22 protein-coding genes and 1 riboswitch are annotated in these 21,714 nt (G+C 57.9%); of the genes, 13 read left to right on the forward strand and 9 right to left on the reverse strand.

The annotated features are described in order from the left end of the window. Positions 1 to 688: 688 nt before the first annotated feature. The gene (gene purH / locus N438_RS26875) at positions 689 to 2,278 is read left to right on the forward strand and encodes a bifunctional phosphoribosylaminoimidazolecarboxamide formyltransferase/IMP cyclohydrolase (protein WP_016160095.1); all 1,590 of its coding nucleotides are present in this window, start codon (positions 689 to 691) and stop codon (positions 2,276 to 2,278) included. A gap of 15 nt (positions 2,279 to 2,293) precedes the next feature. After that, positions 2,294 to 3,589, forward strand: coding sequence for a phosphoribosylamine--glycine ligase (gene purD, locus N438_RS26880; RefSeq protein ID WP_008807986.1), 1,296 nt, complete (start codon positions 2,294 to 2,296; stop codon positions 3,587 to 3,589). On the opposite strand, the gene zraR is transcribed toward purD, so the two are convergent. Further along, positions 3,579 to 4,910: a sigma-54-dependent response regulator transcription factor ZraR gene (gene zraR, locus N438_RS26885; RefSeq protein ID WP_116696593.1), complete on the reverse strand. Its 1,332-nt coding sequence runs from the start codon at positions 4,908 to 4,910 to the stop codon at positions 3,579 to 3,581. The two genes, purD and zraR, sit on opposite strands and share 11 nt — an antisense overlap. Then, positions 4,897 to 6,291: a two-component system sensor histidine kinase ZraS gene (gene zraS, locus N438_RS26890; protein WP_064166421.1), complete on the reverse strand. Its 1,395-nt coding sequence runs from the start codon at positions 6,289 to 6,291 to the stop codon at positions 4,897 to 4,899. The genes zraR and zraS overlap by 14 nt, the downstream gene beginning before the upstream one ends. 259 nt (positions 6,292 to 6,550) lie before the next feature. On the opposite strand from zraS, the gene zraP reads away from it, so the two are divergent. Continuing rightward, a complete protein-coding gene (gene zraP / locus N438_RS26895) occupies positions 6,551 to 6,988 on the forward strand; it encodes a zinc resistance sensor/chaperone ZraP (RefSeq protein ID WP_012969175.1) in 438 nt (145 codons plus the stop codon). Between the two features lie 3 nt (positions 6,989 to 6,991). Here zraP and N438_RS26900 read toward each other — a convergent pair whose 3' ends face one another. The 6 genes from N438_RS26900 to nudC all read right to left on the reverse strand — a co-directional run bounded on the left by N438_RS26900 (position 6,992) and on the right by nudC (position 11,354). Continuing rightward, a complete protein-coding gene (locus N438_RS26900; protein ID WP_116696594.1) occupies positions 6,992 to 7,687 on the reverse strand; it encodes a DUF1481 domain-containing protein in 696 nt (231 codons plus the stop codon). 12 nt (positions 7,688 to 7,699) lie between these two features. Then, positions 7,700 to 7,972: a nucleoid-associated protein HU-alpha gene (gene hupA / locus N438_RS26905; RefSeq protein WP_002884342.1), complete on the reverse strand. Its 273-nt coding sequence runs from the start codon at positions 7,970 to 7,972 to the stop codon at positions 7,700 to 7,702. A gap of 186 nt (positions 7,973 to 8,158) precedes the next feature. After that, the gene (locus N438_RS26910; protein ID WP_012543208.1) at positions 8,159 to 8,749 is read right to left on the reverse strand and encodes a YjaG family protein; all 591 of its coding nucleotides are present in this window, start codon (positions 8,747 to 8,749) and stop codon (positions 8,159 to 8,161) included. A gap of 42 nt (positions 8,750 to 8,791) precedes the next feature. Continuing rightward, the gene (gene nfi, locus N438_RS26915) at positions 8,792 to 9,463 is read right to left on the reverse strand and encodes a deoxyribonuclease V (RefSeq protein ID WP_008807992.1); all 672 of its coding nucleotides are present in this window, start codon (positions 9,461 to 9,463) and stop codon (positions 8,792 to 8,794) included. A gap of 12 nt (positions 9,464 to 9,475) precedes the next feature. Further along, a complete protein-coding gene (gene hemE, locus N438_RS26920; RefSeq protein ID WP_008807993.1) occupies positions 9,476 to 10,540 on the reverse strand; it encodes a uroporphyrinogen decarboxylase in 1,065 nt (354 codons plus the stop codon). Positions 10,541 to 10,580: 40 nt separating this feature from the next. Beyond that, positions 10,581 to 11,354: an NAD(+) diphosphatase gene (gene nudC, locus N438_RS26925; RefSeq protein ID WP_008807994.1), complete on the reverse strand. Its 774-nt coding sequence runs from the start codon at positions 11,352 to 11,354 to the stop codon at positions 10,581 to 10,583. A 93-nt stretch (positions 11,355 to 11,447) separates the two neighbouring features. Between nudC and N438_RS26930 the strand changes: the two genes are divergently transcribed. The 10 genes from N438_RS26930 (at position 11,448) to N438_RS26975 (ending at position 20,220) form a co-directional block, all read left to right on the forward strand. After that, the gene (locus N438_RS26930; RefSeq protein WP_002884324.1) at positions 11,448 to 11,945 is read left to right on the forward strand and encodes an Rsd/AlgQ family anti-sigma factor; all 498 of its coding nucleotides are present in this window, start codon (positions 11,448 to 11,450) and stop codon (positions 11,943 to 11,945) included. A gap of 53 nt (positions 11,946 to 11,998) precedes the next feature. Next, positions 11,999 to 12,123, forward strand: a riboswitch (TPP riboswitch). An 86-nt stretch (positions 12,124 to 12,209) separates the two neighbouring features. Then, entirely contained in the window at positions 12,210 to 14,105 is a 1,896-nt protein-coding gene (thiC, locus tag N438_RS26935; protein WP_012543209.1) for a phosphomethylpyrimidine synthase ThiC, read from the forward strand. After that, on the forward strand, positions 14,105 to 14,740 hold the full coding sequence (gene thiE, locus N438_RS26940) for a thiamine phosphate synthase (RefSeq protein ID WP_008807996.1): 636 nt from the start codon (positions 14,105 to 14,107) through the stop codon (positions 14,738 to 14,740). The genes thiC and thiE overlap by 1 nt, the downstream gene beginning before the upstream one ends. After that, positions 14,733 to 15,488, forward strand: a complete 756-nt coding sequence (gene thiF, locus N438_RS26945; protein ID WP_032732187.1) for a thiazole biosynthesis adenylyltransferase ThiF — start codon at positions 14,733 to 14,735, stop codon at positions 15,486 to 15,488. Before thiE ends, thiF begins: the two co-directional genes overlap by 8 nt. Beyond that, a complete protein-coding gene (gene thiS / locus N438_RS26950) occupies positions 15,472 to 15,672 on the forward strand; it encodes a sulfur carrier protein ThiS (protein ID WP_008807998.1) in 201 nt (66 codons plus the stop codon). Before thiF ends, thiS begins: the two co-directional genes overlap by 17 nt. Position 15,673: 1 nt before the next feature. Beyond that, a complete protein-coding gene (gene thiG / locus N438_RS26955) occupies positions 15,674 to 16,444 on the forward strand; it encodes a thiazole synthase (protein WP_016160090.1) in 771 nt (256 codons plus the stop codon). Then, positions 16,441 to 17,571: a 2-iminoacetate synthase ThiH gene (gene thiH, locus N438_RS26960; protein WP_063105978.1), complete on the forward strand. Its 1,131-nt coding sequence runs from the start codon at positions 16,441 to 16,443 to the stop codon at positions 17,569 to 17,571. The genes thiG and thiH overlap by 4 nt, the downstream gene beginning before the upstream one ends. Before the next feature lie 318 nt (positions 17,572 to 17,889). Beyond that, positions 17,890 to 19,422 (forward strand): sensor domain-containing diguanylate cyclase, encoded by a 1,533-nt coding sequence (locus N438_RS26965; protein WP_012543212.1) that lies wholly within the window; start codon positions 17,890 to 17,892, stop codon positions 19,420 to 19,422. Positions 19,423 to 19,593: 171 nt separating this feature from the next. Beyond that, on the forward strand, positions 19,594 to 19,899 hold the full coding sequence (locus tag N438_RS26970; protein WP_002884150.1) for a PTS sugar transporter subunit IIB: 306 nt from the start codon (positions 19,594 to 19,596) through the stop codon (positions 19,897 to 19,899). Positions 19,900 to 19,902: 3 nt separating this feature from the next. After that, on the forward strand, positions 19,903 to 20,220 hold the full coding sequence (locus tag N438_RS26975) for a PTS lactose/cellobiose transporter subunit IIA (RefSeq protein WP_008808002.1): 318 nt from the start codon (positions 19,903 to 19,905) through the stop codon (positions 20,218 to 20,220). A 43-nt stretch (positions 20,221 to 20,263) separates the two neighbouring features. Here the strand turns inward: N438_RS26975 and dcuB are convergent, their stop codons facing one another. Beyond that, complete coding sequence (dcuB, locus tag N438_RS26980; RefSeq protein WP_008808003.1) at positions 20,264 to 21,604, reverse strand: anaerobic C4-dicarboxylate transporter DcuB; 1,341 nt, start codon at positions 21,602 to 21,604, stop codon at positions 20,264 to 20,266. Positions 21,605 to 21,714: the final 110 nt, after the last annotated feature.

Here is a 21,714-nt window from a genome sequence, read left to right on the forward strand (position 1 = left end):
CTTGCATGTGTTAGGCCTGCCGCCAGCGTTCAATCTGAGCCATGATCAAACTCTTCAATTTAAGTTTGATGCTCGTGAATTAAACTTCGTAATGAATTACGTATGTTCACTCAGAGACTTGGTATTCATTTTTCGTCCGAGGACGTTAAGAATCCATGTCACTTTGAGTGCCCACACAGATTGTCTGATAAATTGTTAAAGAGCAGTTGCGACGCGCTTTAGCGCTCTGTCGCGAGGTGGCGTATATTACGCTTTCCTCTTTCAGAGTCAACCCTGAATTTCAGGATTTTTCTCTTCAACCGAACTGGCTGTTTGTGTGAAGTGATTCACATCCGCCGTGTCGATGGAGGCGCATTATAGGGAGTTCTCGAGCGCCTGCAATAGAAAAATGGCAGAAAAATGACTGACTGCTGCATTCCCCAGCAAAACCCCGCTTTATACCCTTTTACACACAGAATTATCCACAGAAGCGCGATGAAAGGGCGACAAAAGCCCGGTGGGTCAGCTTCTATATAAAGAAGAAACGGTGGCTGAAAGAGAAAGATAAAAATTCGCGAGCGTTGCGCAAACGTTTTCGTTACAATGCCGCGCTATGACACGGATGCCCGGTTGGGTGCGTTAGGTGAGTTTTTAGGCAAAAACTCACCTAACGCTCTCTGTAATGTTCAAATCCTGGGGATTTAATACCATGCAACAACGTCGTCCAGTCCGCCGCGCTCTGCTCAGTGTTTCTGACAAGGCCGGTATCGTCGAATTCGCGCAGGCGCTTTCCGCTCGTGGTGTCGAGCTGCTGTCCACCGGCGGCACCGCCCGCCTGCTGGCAGATAAAGGCCTGCCGGTTACCGAAGTCTCTGACTACACCGGTTTCCCGGAAATGATGGATGGACGCGTGAAGACCCTGCATCCGAAAGTACACGGCGGCATCCTCGGTCGTCGCGGTCAGGATGACGGTATCATGCAGCAGCACGGTATTGCGCCTATCGATATGGTGGTCGTTAACCTTTACCCATTTGCCCAGACCGTCGCTCGTGAAGGATGCTCGCTGGAAGACGCGGTGGAAAACATTGATATCGGCGGCCCGACTATGGTGCGCTCCGCAGCGAAGAACCATAAAGACGTCGCTATCGTAGTGAAGAGCAGCGACTATGACGCCATCATTAATGAGATGGACGCCAACGAAGGCTCCCTGACGCTGAACACCCGCTTCGATCTCGCCATTAAAGCCTTCGAACACACCGCCGCTTACGACAGCATGATCGCTAACTACTTCGGCAGCATGGTTCCGGCCTATCACGGCGAAAGCAAAGAAGCCGCTGGCCGCTTCCCGCGCACCCTGAATCTGAACTTCATTAAGAAGCAGGATATGCGCTACGGCGAAAACAGCCACCAGCAGGCTGCCTTCTATATAGAAGAGAATGTCAAAGAAGCTTCCGTGGCGACCGCCACTCAGCTGCAGGGCAAAGCGCTCTCCTATAACAACATTGCCGATACCGATGCGGCGCTGGAGTGCGTGAAAGAGTTCAATGAGCCAGCCTGCGTGATCGTTAAGCACGCTAACCCATGCGGCGTTGCCGTCAGCGACTCGATTCTCGACGCCTACGATCGCGCCTATAAAACTGACCCAACCTCCGCGTTCGGCGGCATCATCGCCTTTAACCGCGAGCTGGATGCAGAAACCGCGCAGGCGATCATCTCTCGCCAGTTCGTCGAAGTGATCATCGCGCCGTCCGCCAGCGAAGAAGCGCTGAAGATCACCGCCGCGAAACAGAACGTCCGCGTACTGGTCTGTGGCCAGTGGGATACTCGCGTTGCCGGCCTCGATTTCAAACGTGTCAATGGCGGCCTGCTGGTTCAGGACCGCGATCTCGGCATGGTCACCGCGGGCGAACTGCGCGTAGTCAGCAAACGTCAGCCAAGCGAGCAGGAACTGCGCGATGCGCTGTTCTGCTGGAAAGTAGCGAAATTCGTCAAATCCAACGCCATCGTCTATGCCAAAGACAATATGACCATCGGGATAGGCGCCGGTCAGATGAGCCGCGTCTACTCAGCGAAAATTGCCGGGATTAAAGCCGGTGACGAAGGTCTGGAAGTGAAAGGTTCCGCCATGGCCTCTGACGCCTTCTTCCCGTTCCGCGACGGCATTGATGCCGCAGCCGCAGTGGGCATCACCTGTGTGATCCAGCCGGGCGGCTCTATCCGCGACGACGAAGTGATTGCTGCCGCTGACGAACATGGTATCGCCATGATCTTCACCGACATGCGCCACTTCCGCCATTAATTCACGGAGCTACAGATGAAAGTATTAGTAATCGGCAACGGCGGGCGTGAGCACGCGCTGGCCTGGAAAGCGGCCCAGTCGCCGCTGGTTGATACCGTCTACGTCGCGCCGGGCAACGCAGGTACTGCGCTGGAGCCGTCGCTGCAAAACGTCGCCATCGGCGTTACCGATATTCCGGCGCTGCTTCGCTTCGCGCAGGATGAGAACATCGATCTGACCATCGTGGGCCCGGAAGCGCCGCTGGTCATTGGCGTAGTGGACGCATTCCGTGCCGCAGGGCTGACCATCTTCGGGCCAACCGAAGGCGCCGCGCAGCTGGAAGGCTCAAAAGCCTTCACCAAAGATTTCCTCGCTCGTCATCATATCCCGACGGCGGAATACCAGAACTTCACCGAGGTCGAGCCTGCGCTGGCTTATCTGCGGGAGAAAGGCGCGCCGATCGTCATCAAAGCCGACGGTCTGGCAGCGGGTAAAGGCGTTATCGTGGCGATGACCCTTGAGGAAGCTGAGGCGGCGGTCAAAGATATGCTGGCCGGCAACGCCTTTGGCGATGCTGGCCACCGCATCGTGATTGAAGAGTTCCTCGATGGCGAAGAAGCCAGCTTTATTGTCATGGTCGACGGCGAGCACGTCCTGCCGATGGCCACCAGCCAGGATCACAAGCGCGTCGGCAACGGCGATACCGGCCCGAACACCGGTGGGATGGGCGCTTATTCTCCGGCGCCGGTCGTGACTGATGAAGTCCATCAGCGCACCATGGAGCGGATTATCTGGCCCACCGTGAAAGGCATGGCCGCTGAAGGCAATACCTATACCGGTTTTCTGTATGCCGGTCTGATGATCGACAAACAGGGTAACCCGAAGGTAATTGAGTTCAACTGCCGCTTTGGCGATCCGGAAACCCAGCCGATCATGCTGCGCATGAAGTCCGACCTGGTAGATCTGTGCCTCGCCGCCTGCGCGGGCAAACTGGACGAGAAAACCTCCGAGTGGGATGACCGCGCGTCGCTGGGTGTGGTGGTTGCCGCCGGCGGCTATCCGGGCAATTACAACACGGGTGATGAGATCTTCGGCCTGCCGCAGCAGGAAGCGGCAGATGGTAAAGTCTTCCATGCCGGCACCAAACTGGCAGACGACCAGCGCGTCGTCACCAACGGCGGGCGCGTGCTGTGCGTGACCGCGCTGGGTGAAACCGTGGCGCAGGCGCAGCAGCGCGCCTATCAACTGCTGACCGATATTCGCTGGGACGGCAGCTTTAGCCGTAACGATATCGGCTGGCGCGCCATCGAACGTGAAAAAGCTAACGGCTAAGTTTTGCCAGCAGCGTTTTCCGCGTAATGCCTAACTGACGGGCGGCTTCAGTTTTGTTGCCGCCCGTTTTTTCCAGCGCCGCCAGAATCACCTCTTTTTCAACTTCCACTAACGGCTGAATCAGCGCGTTCTCGCTACCACCCGACGGCAACGGCGTGCCCGCTATCGCCAGCGGCAGTTCTCGTTCGGAGATATAGTTTCCGGTCAGCAGCACCACCGCCCGCTCCACCGCGTTTTCCAGTTCACGGATATTACCCGGCCAGGGGTAGTGGATCAGCAGATCCATCGCCTGCGGCGTAAACCCCTGCACCGTTTTGCGATTGCGTTCGGCATAGCGCTTAAGAAAGTGTTGCGCCAGTAGAGGAATGTCTTCCCGGCGCTGACGCAGCGGCGGCATATCAATGGTCACGACGTTCAGGCGATAATAGAGATCCTGGCGAAAGCGCCCGGCGCTCACCTCCTCCGCCAGATTACGATGGGTAGCGGCAATCAGCCGCACATCAACGGCAAGCGTCTGGTTACTGCCAACGCGCTGCACCTCGCGTTCCTGAATCGCCCGCAGCAGACGCACCTGCATCAGCGGTGAGATATCACCAATTTCATCAAGGAACAGCGTGCCGCCATCCGCCTCGACAAAACGCCCTTCCCGCCGCCGATCCGCCCCGGTAAACGCCCCTTTTTCATGACCGAACAGCTCGGACTCCAGCAGCGACTCATTCAGCGCCGCGCAGTTTAGCGTCACCAGCGGCTTCTCGCGGCGTTCGCTGCAGGCGTGAATGGCGCGCGCCACCAGTTCTTTACCGGTTCCCGATTCGCCGCAGATCAGCACCGTCGCATCCGAGGGCGCCACCAGCGTAATATTGTTGATAAGCGCCTGCATCGCCGGGCTTTCGCCAATCATGCCCCACCGTGAATCCGTCGCAACGCTGGGATCGATCTTGCTCTGTTGCGTGTGCGCCAGCGCCTGAACCAGCGTCTGCTGCAGGGTGTCAAAATCCAGCGGTTTGACCAGATAATCCAGCGCCCCGGACTTAATGGCCTCCACCGCCGTACCGACGCTGGAAAACGCCGTCATGATCAGCACCGGTATCGCCGGGTTATAGGCCTTAATCTCTTTTAGCGTCGCGATACCGTCCATCTCCGCCATACGGATATCGCACAGCACCAGGTCGAAGACCTGCTGATGGATCTGCTCCAGCGCCTGCAGGCCGTTGTGAGCTAACGCCACCTGATAGCCCCAGCCGCGCAGCAGCGCCTGCAGAATTGTGCAGTGGCTGACGTCATCATCGACAACCAGAATCTGTACTTTATCGCTGCTCATCTTCCCTCCGTTGAGCCTCCACCGGTAGCCAAAGCGTAAATATCGCTCCGGCCCCCGGCTGGCTTTCGGCGCGGATTGTCCCGCCATGTTGTTCGATAATATTCTGTACCACCGCCAGCCCCAGCCCCGTGCCGTCCGCCTTGGTGGTGAAATACGGTGTGAAGATGGCCTGCAGCTCTTCATCGCTCATCCCCTTACCGCTATCCGTGACGACGATTTTCACCCGCTGACGATCGGCTTCGCTTGCCGATACGTGAATGACGCCATCACGGCCAATCGCCTGCATCGCGTTCAGGTACAGGTTCAACAGCACCTGGTTCAGGCGGTCAGCATCGGCGTTGATCGTGGTTAACTCAGGGCGCGGAGTAAATTGCAGTGCGATCCCGCGACTCTGCGCATCCTGGCTTACCAGCTGCAATGAGTGCCGGATAAGCGCGTTGATATCCACCGGCTGGTAATTTAAATGCGCGGGCCGGACCAGCTCCAGCAGCTCGCTGACCACCCGGTTCAGGCGGTCGGCTTCTTTCGCCATCACCTGGGCTAATTGCTGCGCTTCGCCGCCTGGGGGAGTGCGTTCGGCAAAATACTTCGCCAGCCCTTTAATCGAAGAGAGCGGATTGCGGATCTCATGCGCGACACCCGCCGCCAGATGGCCAAGCGCCACCAGCTTTTCTTTGCGGGCCATCGCCTCCAGCAGTTGCTGGCGTGAGCGACGATAGCGGCGGAACCAGAACTGAGCGAGGATCGTCGCCGCGATGACCAGCGCCGCGGCGCCCAGCATGATCATCATGTTACGCTGGCCGCGGGCCTGCGCCGCATCCAGCTCGCGGCTATCAAATGCGATAAAAATCACCTGCGGGACAGTGGGCTGAGCCAGCGCGCTGTTGCCGCGATTCATCATCCCCATATGATGGCCGCGAGCAGGATTGAGCGGGCGGAACTGGCGATAGATCTCCAGTGCCGGCTGCGGTTCGTTAAGCCGGCGCCAGCGGGCCTGTTCGCTCACGTGGAGTTCGCGCATCTGCGCCGGACTGTACAGCGCGTTATCCACCTGTTGCGGATCGCTATGGGCGATGATTTTACCGTTTTCATCGGTCACCGCGAACCACAGCACTCCAGGCTGCCAGGCCATCTCTTCCAGCAGGGCCTGCAGCTGCGCATGATGCATACGCATCCCCATCCCGACGCGCGTGCCAGACTCCAGCGCGCGGATCAGCACGCTCCCCTTCTCCTCAATGGTTTGTCGGGCGGCGGTCGTCTCACGACCGTAGTCGCGGACGATCATTACGGAGAACAGCATGACCAACAGCACCATTGCGCCGGTCAGCAGCCAGCTCAGGGCGTCCGCAGTGGCGTGCCGGGAGAAAGGTTTGATCTTCATCGGTGAGTCCTTGTCATCTCTTTTTCGCTTTCTGCAGGATCCTTCAGCAGAAATCATGCCATTTTCCCACGCCGTCAATCCTGTTCTCAAACATATCGCCTGCGGTTTAGCGAGTAAAAATGACCCACCAGACCCGCCAGGAACGGGTCATTTTTACTCACCTTCCCCATCGGCTCCTCCGGCAGGCCCGTACGGGCGGGCTTTTTCAGGCTGGCATGGAAGATGCAATAACGAGAGAAACCACACAGGAGATAATGCCATGAAACGGAACCGTAACTTACCTCTCACCCTCGTCACCCTTGCCGTACTGACCTTTGGCAGCAACGCGGCCTGGGCCAACCATCACTGGGGCAATAACACCGGGATGGGCAATCAGGGTTACAGCCAGCTGACCCAGGAGCAGCAGGCTACCGCGCAAAAGCTGCATAACGATTACGCTGCGCAAACCAGCGCCCTGCGCCAGCAGCTGCAGTCCAAACGCTATGAGTACAATGCGCTGCTCACGACGCAAAAGCCGGACAGTGGAAAGATTGAAGCTGTCGCTCAGGAGATGGAAGGCTTACGCCAGAAGCTGGATCAGCAGCGGGTGAAGTTTGATGTCGCCCTGGCTGAGGCGGGCGTTCCCCGTGGCGCAGGAATGGGATACAACGGCTGCCGCGGTAACGGCGGTGGTCATAGGGGCATGAACCACTGGTAATCGTTAGAAGCTTTTTTCTGTCGGCTGCCAGGTGCAGAAGTTTTCATTGGCGACCAGCAATAGTTGAGAGCCTTCAGACGCCTCCAGCCAGGCGATGCTCACCGCGGCGGAGGAATGACTCTGGCGACGTTCAATATGCGCCAGGGCCCGGCTATCGAGGTCAGGCTTAACCGTCTGACCTTCACAGGTCAACACGGTATGCGCGGCAGCGTTCCAGCGCCCCTGACGCAGGACGACGCGTCCCTGCCGGAGAGCATCGCTGGTCTGGCGGATCTGCTCGGCGCGATAACGATACAGTGCGACCTGGTCGCTGGAGAGCTGTTGCTTCTGCCCGTCGACTTCCCGCTGCATAAAGCTGAGATCGCCCTGCGCGTCGAAGCGGGCGCGAATATGTTCCGGCGGCTTACCGTAGACATTGAGTTCGATAAACGTCAATTGATCGCCCTGCCAGCGATATTCACTGGTCGAGGTATCCCCGTGACGCCACGGGCTGAAAGCGGCGAGAAGATGGACTTCATCACCTGAATCTTTACGCCAGATACGCATCGCCCCCTGATTATCCGCATAACCGCTGGCGGTAAACGGTGGAAGCGAGGCGTCGTGGCTGCAGGCAGTCAGCAACAGGATGCCCGCCAGCGCCAGAGGCCGGCACCAGACAGACAAAAGGGGCTTAATAGCCCCTTCGATAAAACTGTTCACTGCCACGCGGTCTTACTTAACTGCGTCTTTCAGTGCTTTGCCAGAAACAAATGCCGGCACGTTAGCTGCAGCGATTTTGATCTCTTTACCGGTCTGCGGGTTGCGGCCAGTACGCTCAGCGCGGTGGTTCACTTTGAAGGTACCGAAACCAACCAGTTGAACAGCATCACCTTCTTTCAGAGACTCAGTAATTGCAGCCAGGGTAGATTCCAGGGCAGCTTTAGCCTGTGCTTTGGACAGGTCAGCTTTGTCCGCAATTACATCAATCAGTTGAGTCTTGTTCATAAGTTATCCTTACAATGTGTTTATCGCTTGCTAAGCATCGAGTGCGACGGAAATGCCAAAAAAGCACCCTCCTGCATACACGCACCGATAGCCACTTTTTTTCGCCCTCCAAATGTAGACCAGACGGGGGGCGGAATGGAAGCCTTCAGACGCTACAATTCAGGCGGTAAATCACGTTTTCTGGTCTCACTGCTGAAAATTTATACCAATATTGCTCTCACCGGCCTCACGCAGGTCCGCGCGCAGACCTTTTATCAGCTCAAGGTCACGCTCTTCGCAGTCGGCCAGCAGGCGGAAAATTTCCCACTGAATATCCCATTCCTGCTCTACCGCCGGGTTCGCTTTCAGCTCTTCATCGGTCATTTCGCGACCGGCCTGGGTCATTTCCAGCATCGCCACGCTGGTGATGGATGTCTTGCTCACCTCAATCGCGTGCTCAAGTGTTTCACCGCTCAGACGCGAATGGATCAGTTCGCTCAACGCCACGCAGGCGTCTATAGCCGGATAAACACCGTACAGGTCGAAATCATCTGCCGCCGGGATGGCCTCTTCCAGTTTCTCCAGCTGACTGTCGAAATTCACCTTCGCATCTTTAACCGTCAGCGTTTCCCAGATCAGGTCCAGGATACGACGGTACAGCTGGCCGTCGCCGAACTCGGTTTGCTTGCAGAACATGGCGTAGTTAGGGTACATACGCTCGCACAGGCAGGCCATAAAAGTGACATGCTGCCAGCTTTCCAGCTTCTCCAGGCGCAGGTGAATCGGGTTTTGTAACATGATGAATTCTCGAAGTCAGAAATTAGGCGCAGTGTACCTGAATCAGCCGTGATTTGCTTGCCAACGCACAAACGACGGACGACGGGACGCCACCGCATCGGCCCAGCGCGTCGGCTCGGGGAGACGATAGCCTCGCATGCAGCGTTCAACCCACATTAAGGCGCTGTCCATGCCCACCCGGTGACCGGTGCTAATAAACAGCGGGTTGCAGCGCACTTTGCTGCGCCAGACCCAGGCCAGTTGCTCATTTTTATCCATCAGCGGGGCCAGTGCGCCGGGCTCATCACCCAGTTCGCCGATTTTTCCGCACAGCCGTTTTTTCGCCACCCCGATGGTCGGCACGTCAATCATCAGACCAAAATGGCTGGCGACGCCGAGCCGCCGGGGATGGGAGATACCGTGGCCGTCGACGAAGAGCAGGTCCGGTTTTTGCGAAAGCTGCTCCCACGCCGCCAGCAGCGCAGGTGTTTCGCGAAACGAGAGAAAGCCGGGAATATAGGGCATGGTGGTGGCGACGCGCGCCACCTGATACTCCACCAGCTCAAGCTCAGGCCAGGTCAGCAGCACCATCGCAGCCCGGGTCACTTCCCCTTCCTGCTCAAACCCGACATCCGCGCCGCCGATCAACGCCGGCGGGTCGCGATCCAGTCGATCCGCTCGCTCGACCGACGCGGCTAACTGTTGTTGTTGGGTACGTAGCGCGGCTAAATCCATACGGCTTATCTCCTATTGATGATAGGGTGTGGAAAGACGATGCACCGCCTCAACAAAGACGCCCGCATGCTGCGGGTCGACATCCTGATGGATGCCGTGACCAAGGTTAAAGACATGGCCTTCGCCCTGGCCGAAGCCGGCGAGAATAGTCGCCACTTCCTCTTCAATACGCGGGGCGGGAGCATACAGCATCGACGGGTCCATATTGCCCTGGAGCGCCACTTTGTGACCTACGCGACGGCGAGCATCGGCGATATCGGTGGTCCAGTCGAGTCCCAGCGCATCACAGCCGGTCTCCGCCATCGCTTCCAGCCACTGGCCACCGCCTTTGGTGAACAGGGTCACCGGCACGCGGCGGCCTTCATTCTCCCGCAGCAGGCCATCGACAATTTTATGCATGTAGTAGAGCGAGAACTGCTGATAGTCGCGACCGGTCAGCACCCCGCCCCAGGTGTCGAAAATCATCACCGACTGCGCGCCGGCTTTGATCTGCGCGTTGAGGTACAGGGTGACGCTCTTCGCCAGCTTCTCCAGCAGCGCATGCAGCGCCTGCGGTTCGGCGTACATCATCTTTTTGATCACAGTGAACGCTTTGCTGCTGCCGCCTTCCACCATGTAGGTCGCCAGCGTCCAGGGGCTACCGGAGAAGCCGATCAGCGGCACTTCGCCTTTCAGTTCGCGGCGAATGGTACGCACGGCGTTCATGACATAGCCCAGTTCCTGCTCCGGATCCGGGATTGGCAGCTTGTCGACGTCGGCTTTGCTTTTTATCGGCGAGGTGAAGCGCGGACCTTCGCCAGCTTCAAAGTACAGCCCCAGACCCATGGCGTCCGGGATCGTCAGGATGTCCGAAAAGAGGATCGCCGCATCCAGCGGGTAACGGCGCAGCGGCTGGAGCGTCACTTCGCAGGCCAGCTCGGCATTTTTACACAGCGACATAAAGTCGCCCGCTTGCGCACGGGTGGCTTTGTACTCCGGTAAATAGCGGCCCGCCTGGCGCATCATCCACACCGGGGTGACATCAACCGGCTGACGCAGCAGCGCGCGCAGGTAACGATCGTTTTTCAGTTCGGTCATTTTTACATTCCTTTAGCGTTGATGCGCCCAGTGTAACATGTCACTCGAACTCTGCCCGACACATCGCCACCGTATCTTCGATAAGCCGACGCGCCACCGTGCCCGGCGGTGGCAGGAGCGGCAGATTGTCATAGCGGTACCAGTCCGCGGTCAGCAGCTCTTTTTTGTCGACCACGATATCGCCATCCGCGTAATCCGCCATAAAAGCGGTCATCAGCGACTGCGGGAACGGCCACGGCTGAGAGGTCACATAGCGCAGGTTTTTCACCTTGATACCGCTCTCCTCCATCACCTCGCGGGCCACTGCCTGCTCAAGGGTTTCACCCACTTCGACAAACCCGGCCAGCACGGTGTGCACGCCGTTACGATGGCGGGTATGTTGCGCCAACAGGATCGAATCATCGCGACGGATAGCGACGATAATGCAGGGGGCAATTTGCGGGTAATAGCGTTCACGGCAGTGGCTGCACAGCATCGCCCATTCGCTTTTGCTGGCATGCATCGGATGGCCACAGTAGCCGCAAAATTTATGCGATCGATAAAATTCGGCGAGCTGGATCCCTCGCCCCGCCAGCTGGAAGAGACCCGGATCCTGATCCAGAACCTGGCGTAACGATCCCATGTCATGGCGGCGATCCTGGCGCACCATCCAGACGGACTCGCCCTGCCACTCGCCAATATGCAGCGCATGCTGTCCGACAAGATCGAAATTAACCGCTTCGCCATGTGGTAATTCTCCACCAGGCAACCATAATTTTTGTTCGTGACTGACAACCCACCAGCCGCGATCTAATTTTTCAATAATACGATCCATATCTATTGCACTACCTTTGCTTCACTGGCATGTTGTTAACATTATATTTACATTTTGGTGAGCAGATTTAAATCAAAACTAGCGGAGTCAATCATGCTAAACCAGCTGGAAAATCTGACGGAGCGCGTTGGCGGTAGTAATGAACTGGTCGATCGCTGGCTACAAGTGCGTAAGCATCTGCTCGTGGCTTACTACAATCTGGTTGGCCTGAAACCGGGCAAAGAGTCATTTATGCGGCTAAACGAAAAGGCGCTGGATGACTTTTGCCAAAGTCTGGTGGATTACCTCTCATCCGGTCATTTTAGTATTTATGAACGCATTATTGGCGAAATGGAAGGCGATACCCCACTTTTAGCCGCCACCCGGCTTTATCCACAGCTGGAAGCCAATACCCAGCAGATGATGGACTACTACGATACCTGCCTCGAAAACGCTATCGATCACGATAACTACCTTGAATTTCAGCAGGCGCTGTCGGATATCGGCGAGTCGCTGGAAGCACGTTTCGCGCTGGAGGATAAACTGATCGCCCTCGCCGTCGCGCATAACCTGAGCAACGACGTGCGCGATAATATTGCGCCGACCGCTTGAGTTGTGCGCAATTAACGAGTAGTTTACCTCCATTCCCCCTCTCCGGAGGGGACGTCATCTTGTCGGAGTGCCTATTTTCCATGCGCTGGCTAAAGTGGAAAAGGCTGAGACCGTTAATTCGGGATCCGCGGAACCTGATCAGGCTAATACCTGCGAAGGGAACAAGAGTAAACTGCTGGTCGCACCTGTCCGTTCTGGATCGGTCGCATCTGTTACTCCATCCGTCGTCTGACAAGCCATCTCCTTTTTTAACTGGAATGCGCTATGTCTACTACCAAACTCACCCGTCGGGAACAACGCGAGCACGCGCAGCGATTCATTGATACGCTGGCAGGTACCGCTTTTCCCAATTCACGCCGCATCTACGTTCACGGCTCACAAGCGGATATCCGCGTCCCGATGCGTGAAATTGAGCTCAGCCCGACCCTCGTCGGCGGCGATAAAGATAACCCCCGGTACGAAGCCAATGAACCGATCCCGGTATATGACACCTCCGGCCCTTATGGCGACCCGGATATTGGCATTGATGTCCGCCAGGGGCTGGCAAAGCTGCGCCAGCCGTGGATCGACGCGCGTAACGACTGCGCTCCGCTCAGCGAACGCAGCTCGGCCTATACCAAAGCGCGGCTGGCCGATGACGGTCTCGATGAGCTGCGCTTCAGCGGCCTGCTGACGCCCAAACGCGCCGTCGCCGGGAAATGCGTTACCCAACTGCACTACGCCCGCCAGGGGATCGTCACCCCGGAGATGGAGTTCATCGCCATTCGCGAAAACATGGGTCGCGAACGTATCCGCAGCGAGGTTCTGCGCCAGCAGCATGCCGGGGAAGGCTTCGGTGCCCGCCTGCCGGAAAACATTACCCCCGAGTTCGTCCGCGATGAAGTTGCCGCCGGACGCGCCATCATCCCCGCCAACATCAACCACCCGGAATCTGAGCCGATGATTATCGGCCGCAATTTCCTGGTGAAAGTGAATGCCAATATCGGCAACTCGGCGGTGACCTCTTCCATCGAAGAGGAGGTGGAAAAACTGGTCTGGTCAACCCGCTGGGGCGCCGACACGGTGATGGACCTCTCCACCGGCCGCTATATCCACGAAACCCGCGAGTGGATCCTGCGCAACAGCCCGGTGCCGATTGGTACCGTCCCGATTTACCAGGCGCTGGAGAAGGTCAACGGCATTGCCGAGAACCTGACCTGGGAAGCCTTCCGCGATACCCTGCTGGAACAGGCCGAACAGGGCGTCGACTACTTCACGATTCACGCCGGCGTACTGCTGCGCTACGTGCCGATGACCGCGAAGCGCCTGACAGGTATCGTATCGCGCGGTGGTTCCATCATGGCCAAGTGGTGCCTGTCGCACCATCAGGAAAACTTCCTCTACCAGCACTTCCGCGAAATCTGCGAAATCTGCGCCGCCTATGACGTTTCGCTGTCCCTCGGCGATGGCCTGCGCCCCGGCTCCATTCAGGACGCCAACGACGAGGCGCAGTTTTCCGAGCTGCGCACCCTAGGCGAACTGACGAAAATCGCCTGGGAGTATGACGTACAGGTGATGATTGAAGGCCCCGGCCACGTGCCGATGCAGATGATCCGCCGCAATATGACCGAAGAGCTGGAGCATTGCCACGAAGCGCCGTTCTATACCTTAGGCCCGCTCACCACCGACATCGCGCCGGGCTACGACCATTTCACTTCCGGTATCGGCGCGGCGATGATCGGCTGGTTTGGCTGCGCGATGCTGTGCTACGTCACGCCAAAAGAGCATCTCGGCCTGCCCAACAAAGAGGATGTAAAACAGGGGCTGATTACCTACAAAATCGCCGCCCACGCCGCCGACCTCGCGAAAGGCCACCCCGGGGCGCAGATCCGCGACAACGCGATGTCCAAAGCGCGTTTCGAATTCCGCTGGGAAGACCAGTTCAACCTCGCGCTCGACCCCTTCACCGCGCGGGCCTATCACGATGAAACCCTGCCGCAGGAGTCCGGCAAGGTCGCCCATTTCTGCTCCATGTGCGGGCCGAAATTCTGTTCGATGAAAATCACCCAGGAAGTCCGCGACTACGCCGCGAAGCAAAATATCGAAGCTGGCATGGCCGATATGTCGCATCACTTCCGCGCCCGTGGCGGCGAAATCTACCTGAAACAGGAGGAAGCCTGATGTATCAACCTGATTTTCCACCCGTCCCATTTCGTCTTGGACTCTACCCGGTGGTTGACAGCGTGGCGTGGATTGAGCGCCTGCTGGAGGCGGGAGTGCGTACTCTTCAACTGCGCATCAAAGACCAACGTGACAGCGACGTGGAGAATGACGTGATCGCCGCCATCGCCCTTGGCCGCCGCTATCACGCCCGGTTGTTCATTAACGATTACTGGCAGCTGGCGATTAAGCATCAGGCCTACGGGGTACACCTGGGGCAAGAAGATCTGGAAACCACCGATCTGAGCGCTATCCGCAAAGCCGGACTGCGTCTCGGCGTCTCCACTCACGACGATATGGAAATTGATGTCGCGCTGGCGGCGCGCCCCTCTTACATCGCGCTGGGCCATGTCTTCCCGACGCAAACCAAACAGATGCCTTCCGCGCCGCAGGGCCTCGACCAGCTAGCCAGACATATTCAACGCCTGGCGGATTACCCCACCGTCGCGATCGGCGGCATCAGTCTGGAAAAAGCGCCGGGCGTACTGGCGACCGGCGTCGGCAGCATCGCGGTGGTCAGCGCTATTACCCAGGCGGCGGACTGGCGGGCAGCGACAGACCAGCTGCTGGCGCTGGCGGGAGCGGGCGATGAATGATCACGACTTTATGCGCTATAGCCGCCAGCTGCTGCTGGAGGATATTGCCATCGAGGGTCAGCAGAAACTGTTAGCCAGCCGGGTGCTGATTATCGGCCTTGGCGGGCTGGGCTCCCCGGCGGCGCTCTATCTTGCCGGAGCGGGCGTCGGGACGCTGACCCTGGCCGATGACGACGCCGTGCATCTCAGCAACCTGCAGCGGCAGATCCTGTTCACCAGCGAGGATATCGACCGGCCAAAAGCCGCGGCGGCAAAGACCCGGCTCAGTCAGCTAAACCCGCAGATCAAACTGGTTGCGCTCCAGCAACGTCTGAGCGGCGAGGCGCTGCGCGCTGAGGTGGCGAAAGCGGACGTGGTGCTGGACTGCACCGATAACATGGTGACCCGCCAGGCAATCAACGCCGCCTGTGTGGCCCTCAACACCCCGTTAGTGACCGCCAGCGCCGTCGGCTTCGGCGGTCAGTTGATGGTGCTCACTCCCCCCTGGGCGCAGGGCTGCTATCGCTGCCTGTGGCCGGATAGCGACGAACCGCAGCGCAACTGCCGCACCGCGGGGATCGTCGGCCCGGTCGTCGGCATGATGGGCACGCTGCAGGCGCTGGAGGCGATTAAGCTACTCAGCGGCATGACGACGCCGCGTAATACCCTGCGGCTGTTCGACGCCCGCACCAGCAACTGGCGTAATCTGGCGCTACAGCGCTCCCGGAATTGCCCGGTGTGCGGAGGGCGGCATGCAGATTTGGTTTAACGACGAGCCGCTGGCATGTGCCGACAATCTCAGCGTCAGCGCCCTGCTGACCCAGCTCGAACAGCTGCAGCCGGGCGTTGCGCTGGCGCTTAATCAACACATCCTGCCGCGCGACCGGTGGGAAGATCATCTCTTACAGGAAGGCGATCGGATCCTGCTTTTTCAGGTTATCGCTGGAGGCTGACATGTTACGTATTGCAGACAAAACGTTTGAATCCCATCTTTTTACCGGTACCGGCAAATTCGCCGCCCCGGAGGTGATGGTTGAGGCGATTCGCGCCTCGGGAAGCCAGCTGGTGACGCTGGCGATGAAGCGCGTCGATTTACGCCAGAACAATGACGCGATTCTCGCGCCGCTGCTGGCGGCGGGCGTTAACCTGCTGCCGAATACCTCAGGCGCCAAGACGGCGGAAGAGGCGGTGTTTGCCGCCCGCCTGGCGCGGGAAGCCCTGGGCACCCACTGGCTGAAGCTGGAGATCCACCCGGATGCCCGCTGGCTGCTGCCTGACCCGATTGAAACCCTGAAGGCGGCGGAGCTGCTGGTGCGCGAAGGGTTCGTCGTCCTGCCCTACTGTGGCGCCGATCCGGTGCTGTGTAAACGGCTGGAAGAGGCTGGCTGCGCGGCGGTGATGCCGCTGGGTGCGCCGATCGGCTCCAATCAGGGGCTGGAAACCAGGGCTATGCTGGAGATTATTATCGAACAGGCGACGGTACCGGTGGTGGTTGATGCCGGGATCGGCGTGCCGAGCCATGCGGCGCAGGCGCTGGAGATGGGCGCAGATGCGGTGCTGGTCAATACCGCCATTGCCGTCGCCGACGACCCCGTGACCATGGCCCGCGCCTTCCGTATGGCAGTCGATGCCGGATTACTGGCGCGTCAGGCCGGACCGGGGGCACGCAGTACGCAGGCGCAGGCCACCAGCCCGCTGACCGGATTCCTGGAGGCGCTGGCATGAAAACCTTCAGCGATCGCTGGCGGGAGCTGGAGTGGGACGACATCCGCCTGCGCATCAACAGCAAAACCGCCGCCGACGTCGAACGGGCGCTGGCGGCCAAACAGCTCACCCGTGACGACATGATGGCCCTGCTTTCACCGGCGGCGGCCAACTATCTTGAACCGCTGGCCCAGCGCGCGCAGCGGCTCACCCGGCAACGCTTCGGCAATACCGTCAGCTTTTACGTACCACTGTATCTCTCCAACCTGTGCGCCAATGACTGCACCTACTGCGGCTTCTCAATGAGCAATCGCATTAAGCGCAAGACGCTGGATGCCGCCGAGATTGCCCGCGAGTGCGCCGCGATCCGCGACCTGGGCTTTGAGCATCTGCTGCTGGTGACCGGCGAGCATCAGGGCAAGGTGGGAATGGATTATTTCCGCCAGCACCTGCCGGCTATCCGCAGCCAGTTTGCCTCGCTGCATATGGAGGTGCAGCCGCTGGCGACCGAAGAGTATGCCGAGCTGAAAACGCTGGGGCTCGACGGGGTAATGGTCTATCAGGAGACCTACCATGAAAGCATGTATGCCCAGCACCATCTGAAAGGGAAAAAACAGGATTTCTTCTGGCGGCTGGATACACCGGATCGCCTGGGCGAGGCGGGGATCGATAAGATCGGCCTCGGCGCGTTGATTGGTCTTTCCGACAGCTGGCGGGTGGACTGCTTTATGGTCGCCGAGCACCTGCTGTGGCTGCAACAGCGCTACTGGCGCAGCCGCTACTCGGTCTCCTTCCCGCGCCTGCGTCCCTGCGCCGGCGGTATTGAACCAGCTTCGCTGATGGATGAGCGCCAGCTGGTGCAGACCATTTGCGCCTTCCGCCTGCTGGCGCCGGAGGTTGAGCTGTCGCTTTCAACCCGTGAATCACCCTGGTTCCGCGACCGGGTGATCCCGCTGGCGATCAATAACGTCAGCGCCTTCTCTAAAACGCAGCCCGGCGGCTACGCCGACGATCATCCGGAGCTCGAGCAATTTGCCCCACATGACGATCGCCGCCCTGAAGAGGTCGCCAGCGCGCTAGCCGCCCGTGGCCTGCAGCCGGTATGGAAAGACTGGGACAGCTGGCTGGGACGCGCCTCGCAATCATGATGAAGTATGTTGCAAGCCGCTGATTATTTTGCGTGCCTGCACGAGAGATGAAAAATGGGGAGTCGCCCGATTGCCGCCGTTTTTCTATTCTGCCCGGGTCAGCAGCGGACGCTGACCAGGGCGAACGTTTTCTTCCTCATTTTCGCCCTGCCTCTCCGCGCTGCGCGAGGGCCGGTTCATTATCGACGAATATAAATCACGATAGATGAAGGCCTCAGAGTTATAATTGAGCAATAGTTAACTGATTCGATCGGCAGGCTCGCTGACACAAGCTGCGTTCGGACCCTTGGTTTATACATCCGGGACGATTAACGATTCATGGCGCTACACAACAGAAAACTCTCTTTTACGACACCAATCGTCGTGGGGTTTGCCGGCATTTTGCTCAGTTTCATGCTGATTGCTACTTTTGTCACCCTGGCACAGCGGAAAGATTTTCTCGAAGATTATCACGATATTAACCGCAACTTTACCCACAACCTGGCCATCAACTATACGGAAACGCTGCTGCGGGAAAATGATTTTATCCTCGGCCGCGCGGCCACCTTCTTTGCCCGTAATGACGAACTGAACCGCGCGGTGAACGTTGATCCGGAGAAAGGGTTAACCACGCTAATGCAGTTACAGAACATGATGCCAAGCGTCTCATCCATCTCGCTGGCGGATACCGAGGGCCACTATCTGCGCGCCCCGGAAGTACTGAAAAATGAAGACAGCCTGGCTTTCGACCCCAAAACGCGGCCCTGGTTTATCAAACAGGCAGAAGCCAGCACCTTCAGCCACTACACCAGCCCGTATATGGACTTTTTCACCCACCATCCGACGATTACCATTTTCAAACCCATCATTACTCCGGAGGGTAAACTCAAAGGCAGCCTGGCTTTTCATCTAGATCTCACCTCCATGGGGTTCGCGCTACGGCAGATGGTCGCCCCCGTACAGGGGGAATTTTTTGTGGTGCAGCGGGATGGCAAAGTTGTCCTGCACTCCGACCCGGGCGCGCTGTTTAAACCCTTCGTCAGCGACGAACTGATGGATAAAATGACCAGCGGAGAGGGGCAGCTTTACGATGTCAGGAGCGATACCTGGTATTACTACTACTCCTTTACCAATCCCGACTGGTTCGTGATTTACCGTGTCGATAACGCCACCCTGATCAATCTGACGCGCCATGAGACAAACTTAGTGATCGGCGGTTTCTCACTCGCGGCGATTATCATCCTCTTGTTCGGCCTTTATCTGCGTCATGCTTCCCGTACCGTGCTGATGAATATCATCAATGCGATTAAAACCGGCGACGTCAAACGCGCTCCGCGCCTTGAGGCAATGCTGAGTAAAGCCATTGAAACCAACAAACAGCGTGAACTGACCTACGTTCGCCAGGCCACCATCGACGCCCTCACTGGCTGCAAAAACCGCCGCGCCTTCGACAGCGATATCGCCGCGCTGATGAACGATCACCAACCTTTCGCCCTTGCCCTGGTCGATATCGATAACTTCAAATCGATCAACGACACCTGGGGACACCTCAACGGCGATATCGTCCTGCGCAACGTCGCCCGCGAGGGGCTGCAGGTCCTCCAGCCGCTGGAGATTTCCCTTTATCGCTACGGCGGTGAAGAGTTCGCGGTGGTCTTTCCTGCCGAACACATCGATAACGCCCGAACGCTACTGGAAACATGGCGGGTCAACGTCGAACGGCGTACCTGGCGCGAAGATGGCCTGACGGTCACCTTTAGCGCCGGACTGGGGGAATGGAATATGGAGCCGCTGGATAAGCTGGTGGTGAGCGTCGATGAGGCACTTTACAAAGCCAAGCAACAAGGTAAAAACCGCATCCTCCGCGCGTGAGACAACAGGACGCGGCCGCCCACTTCGGTGGGCTTTTTTATTTTTATCGGCAAAAATGAAACCGGTTTCAATTTTTGTGTGATGACTTACACACAATCACGGTAAAGCGGTTGTCGCATCGCCAGGGCCGCGATAAAGATAAGACATCACGGAACACAAGGGCCACTGACTATGAAGAATATCGTTTTGTGCTGTGCCGCCGGTATGTCCACCAGCATGCTGGTTCAGCGTATGCAAGATGCCGCGCAGAAAAAAGGTGTTGAGGTTTCTATCAAGGCCGTCCCGGTCGCCGAGTTTAAAGATAACCTGGCCGCCGCCGACATTATTTTGCTCGGCCCGCAGGTGAAATATGAGCAGGCGAAACTGCAGGCGCTGGCCGATCCATTCGGCAAGAAAGTCGCGGTGATCGATATGATGGACTACGGCATGATGAAAGGCGATGCCGTTCTGGATAAAGCCCTGAAGATGCTGGAGTAATCGATGGAAGATTTAGAAACGATCATCATGGAGCTGTTGGTTAATGCCGGTTCCGCACGTAGCGCGGCGCTCACTGCTCTCCAGTTAGCACGGAAAGGTGACTTTGCGGCAGCCGAGCAGGCCATGGCCGAGTCCCATGAGTTCGTCAAACATGCGCATAAAATCCAGACCCAGCTCATCGGCCTGGATGAAGGCACCGGTAAGCTGCCGGTCAACCTGATCACCGTTCACTCTCAGGACCACCTGATGAACGCCATGGTCATTCAGGATCTGGCGACCGATATGATTGAACTCTATCGTCGTCTGCCGCTCGCGCAGTAATCTCGCGGATTTAACGGGCGCCGCTGCCGGCGCCCGTCCCCTCTCAAAGAAAACCATACATCGCGGCGAATACCCAGCCAAACACGCAGGAGACACCGACGCCGATGAGCCCGGGCAGGATGAAGCTATGGTTAATGACAAAGCGGCCGATATGGGTGGTCCCTGAGCGGTCGAACTGGATCGCCGCCAGATCGCTTGGGTAGGTCGGCAGAATATAGTAGCCATAGCAGGCCGGCGCGGAAGCCACGATATAGGCCGGGTCGACGCCGATGGCCAGCGCCACCGGAACAATCGCCGCCAGCGCTGCCGCCTGAGAGTTCACAAACTTCGAAACCAGCAGCAGTACGATGGCGTAAGCCCACGGGTACTCCTTCACCATCTCCCCGAGCACACCTTTAATCTCAGTCATATGCGCGCCGAACATAGTTTCCGCCATCCACGCGATGCCGTATACCGCGACGATAGCGATCATTCCCGAACGGAAAACCTCATTTTTAGAAATCGACGCCGGGTTGGTTTTGGTAATGATGATGATCAATGCCCCGGAGAGCAGCATGAACATCTGGATCACCAGCACCATCGACAGCGGCTTACCGTCGAAGGCCGGACGCAGTTCGGAAAACGCGCCGAGTAAGGCCACCACGGCGATGGAAGCAAGGAAGATCCACATCGCAATCCAGTTGCTGGTCGGCAGCTTTTTATCCAGCAGCGTCGCCGTATCGCCATAGACGTAATGGCGATTTTCCGGTACCGCAATAAACGCCTGGAAGGCTTCGTCTTTATCCAGATCTTTGCCACGGAACCAGCTGAAGATACCAATCGCCAGGATCCCCAGCAGCGTGGACGGAATGGTTATCGCCAGCAGGTCGAGAAATTCCAGGTGTTTACCGTTAAAGGTAAAATTCCCCAGCATCGCCACCAGCGACACCACCGCTACCGAGACCGGGCTGGCGATGATCCCCATCTGGGCACCTATGGAGCTGGCCGCCATCGGACGCTCCGGACGAATGTTATTCTTAATGGCGACATCGTAGATAATCGGCAGGATCGTGTACACCACGTGTCCGGTACCGCAGAGAATGGTCAGCGTGCAGGTGACGAAAGGCGCGACGATTGAAACATATTTCGGGTTGCGCCGCAGCAGCTTCTCGGCAATCTGTAACATGACATCCAGCCCGCCGGACGCCTGTAGCGTGGCCGAAGCGGCCACGACGGCAATGATCACCAGCATTACATCAACCGGTGGTTTACCCGGCTGAAGATGGAACACAAAAACAAGGATAACCAAACCGATGCCGCCCAACAGGCCCAGCGCAATACCGCCTTTTCGGGCACCATAAAACAGACAAATTAAGATAATAATGAGTTGTATCGCAAATTCCATGCAGCCCCCAGAGCCTGTCCACTCAGACCAAAAGAAATGACCAACACCTGCCTGCCGGTATTATTTCTGCGTCTTATCGGGAGAAGCATGAGATGCGGCGATCCCTCTCC

Origin of the sequence: Klebsiella sp. GL120222-02, from assembly GCF_003097195.1 — a bacterium.
Taxonomy (GTDB): Bacteria; Pseudomonadota; Gammaproteobacteria; order Enterobacterales; family Enterobacteriaceae; genus Klebsiella; species Klebsiella variicola.

Excerpts from the sequence above, each read along its gene's own strand:
- purH (WP_016160095.1), top strand. The coding sequence starts at position 689 with ATGCAACAACGTCGTCCAGTCCGCCGCGCTCTGCTCAGTGTTTCTGAC.
- purD (WP_008807986.1), top strand. The coding sequence starts at position 2,294 with ATGAAAGTATTAGTAATCGGCAACGGCGGGCGTGAGCACGCGCTGGCC.
- zraR (WP_116696593.1), bottom strand. The coding sequence starts at position 4,910 with ATGAGCAGCGATAAAGTACAGATTCTGGTTGTCGATGATGACGTCAGC.
- zraS (WP_064166421.1), bottom strand. The coding sequence starts at position 6,291 with ATGAAGATCAAACCTTTCTCCCGGCACGCCACTGCGGACGCCCTGAGC.
- zraP (WP_012969175.1), top strand. The coding sequence starts at position 6,551 with ATGAAACGGAACCGTAACTTACCTCTCACCCTCGTCACCCTTGCCGTA.
- hupA (WP_002884342.1), bottom strand. The coding sequence starts at position 7,972 with ATGAACAAGACTCAACTGATTGATGTAATTGCGGACAAAGCTGACCTG.
- N438_RS26910 (WP_012543208.1), bottom strand. The coding sequence starts at position 8,749 with ATGTTACAAAACCCGATTCACCTGCGCCTGGAGAAGCTGGAAAGCTGG.
- nfi (WP_008807992.1), bottom strand. The coding sequence starts at position 9,463 with ATGGATTTAGCCGCGCTACGTACCCAACAACAACAGTTAGCCGCGTCG.
- hemE (WP_008807993.1), bottom strand. The coding sequence starts at position 10,540 with ATGACCGAACTGAAAAACGATCGTTACCTGCGCGCGCTGCTGCGTCAG.
- nudC (WP_008807994.1), bottom strand. The coding sequence starts at position 11,354 with ATGGATCGTATTATTGAAAAATTAGATCGCGGCTGGTGGGTTGTCAGT.
- N438_RS26930 (WP_002884324.1), top strand. The coding sequence starts at position 11,448 with ATGCTAAACCAGCTGGAAAATCTGACGGAGCGCGTTGGCGGTAGTAAT.
- thiC (WP_012543209.1), top strand. The coding sequence starts at position 12,210 with ATGTCTACTACCAAACTCACCCGTCGGGAACAACGCGAGCACGCGCAG.
- thiE (WP_008807996.1), top strand. The coding sequence starts at position 14,105 with ATGTATCAACCTGATTTTCCACCCGTCCCATTTCGTCTTGGACTCTAC.
- thiF (WP_032732187.1), top strand. The coding sequence starts at position 14,733 with ATGAATGATCACGACTTTATGCGCTATAGCCGCCAGCTGCTGCTGGAG.
- thiS (WP_008807998.1), top strand. The coding sequence starts at position 15,472 with ATGCAGATTTGGTTTAACGACGAGCCGCTGGCATGTGCCGACAATCTC.
- thiG (WP_016160090.1), top strand. The coding sequence starts at position 15,674 with ATGTTACGTATTGCAGACAAAACGTTTGAATCCCATCTTTTTACCGGT.
- thiH (WP_063105978.1), top strand. The coding sequence starts at position 16,441 with ATGAAAACCTTCAGCGATCGCTGGCGGGAGCTGGAGTGGGACGACATC.
- N438_RS26965 (WP_012543212.1), top strand. The coding sequence starts at position 17,890 with ATGGCGCTACACAACAGAAAACTCTCTTTTACGACACCAATCGTCGTG.
- N438_RS26970 (WP_002884150.1), top strand. The coding sequence starts at position 19,594 with ATGAAGAATATCGTTTTGTGCTGTGCCGCCGGTATGTCCACCAGCATG.
- N438_RS26975 (WP_008808002.1), top strand. The coding sequence starts at position 19,903 with ATGGAAGATTTAGAAACGATCATCATGGAGCTGTTGGTTAATGCCGGT.
- dcuB (WP_008808003.1), bottom strand. The coding sequence starts at position 21,604 with ATGGAATTTGCGATACAACTCATTATTATCTTAATTTGTCTGTTTTAT.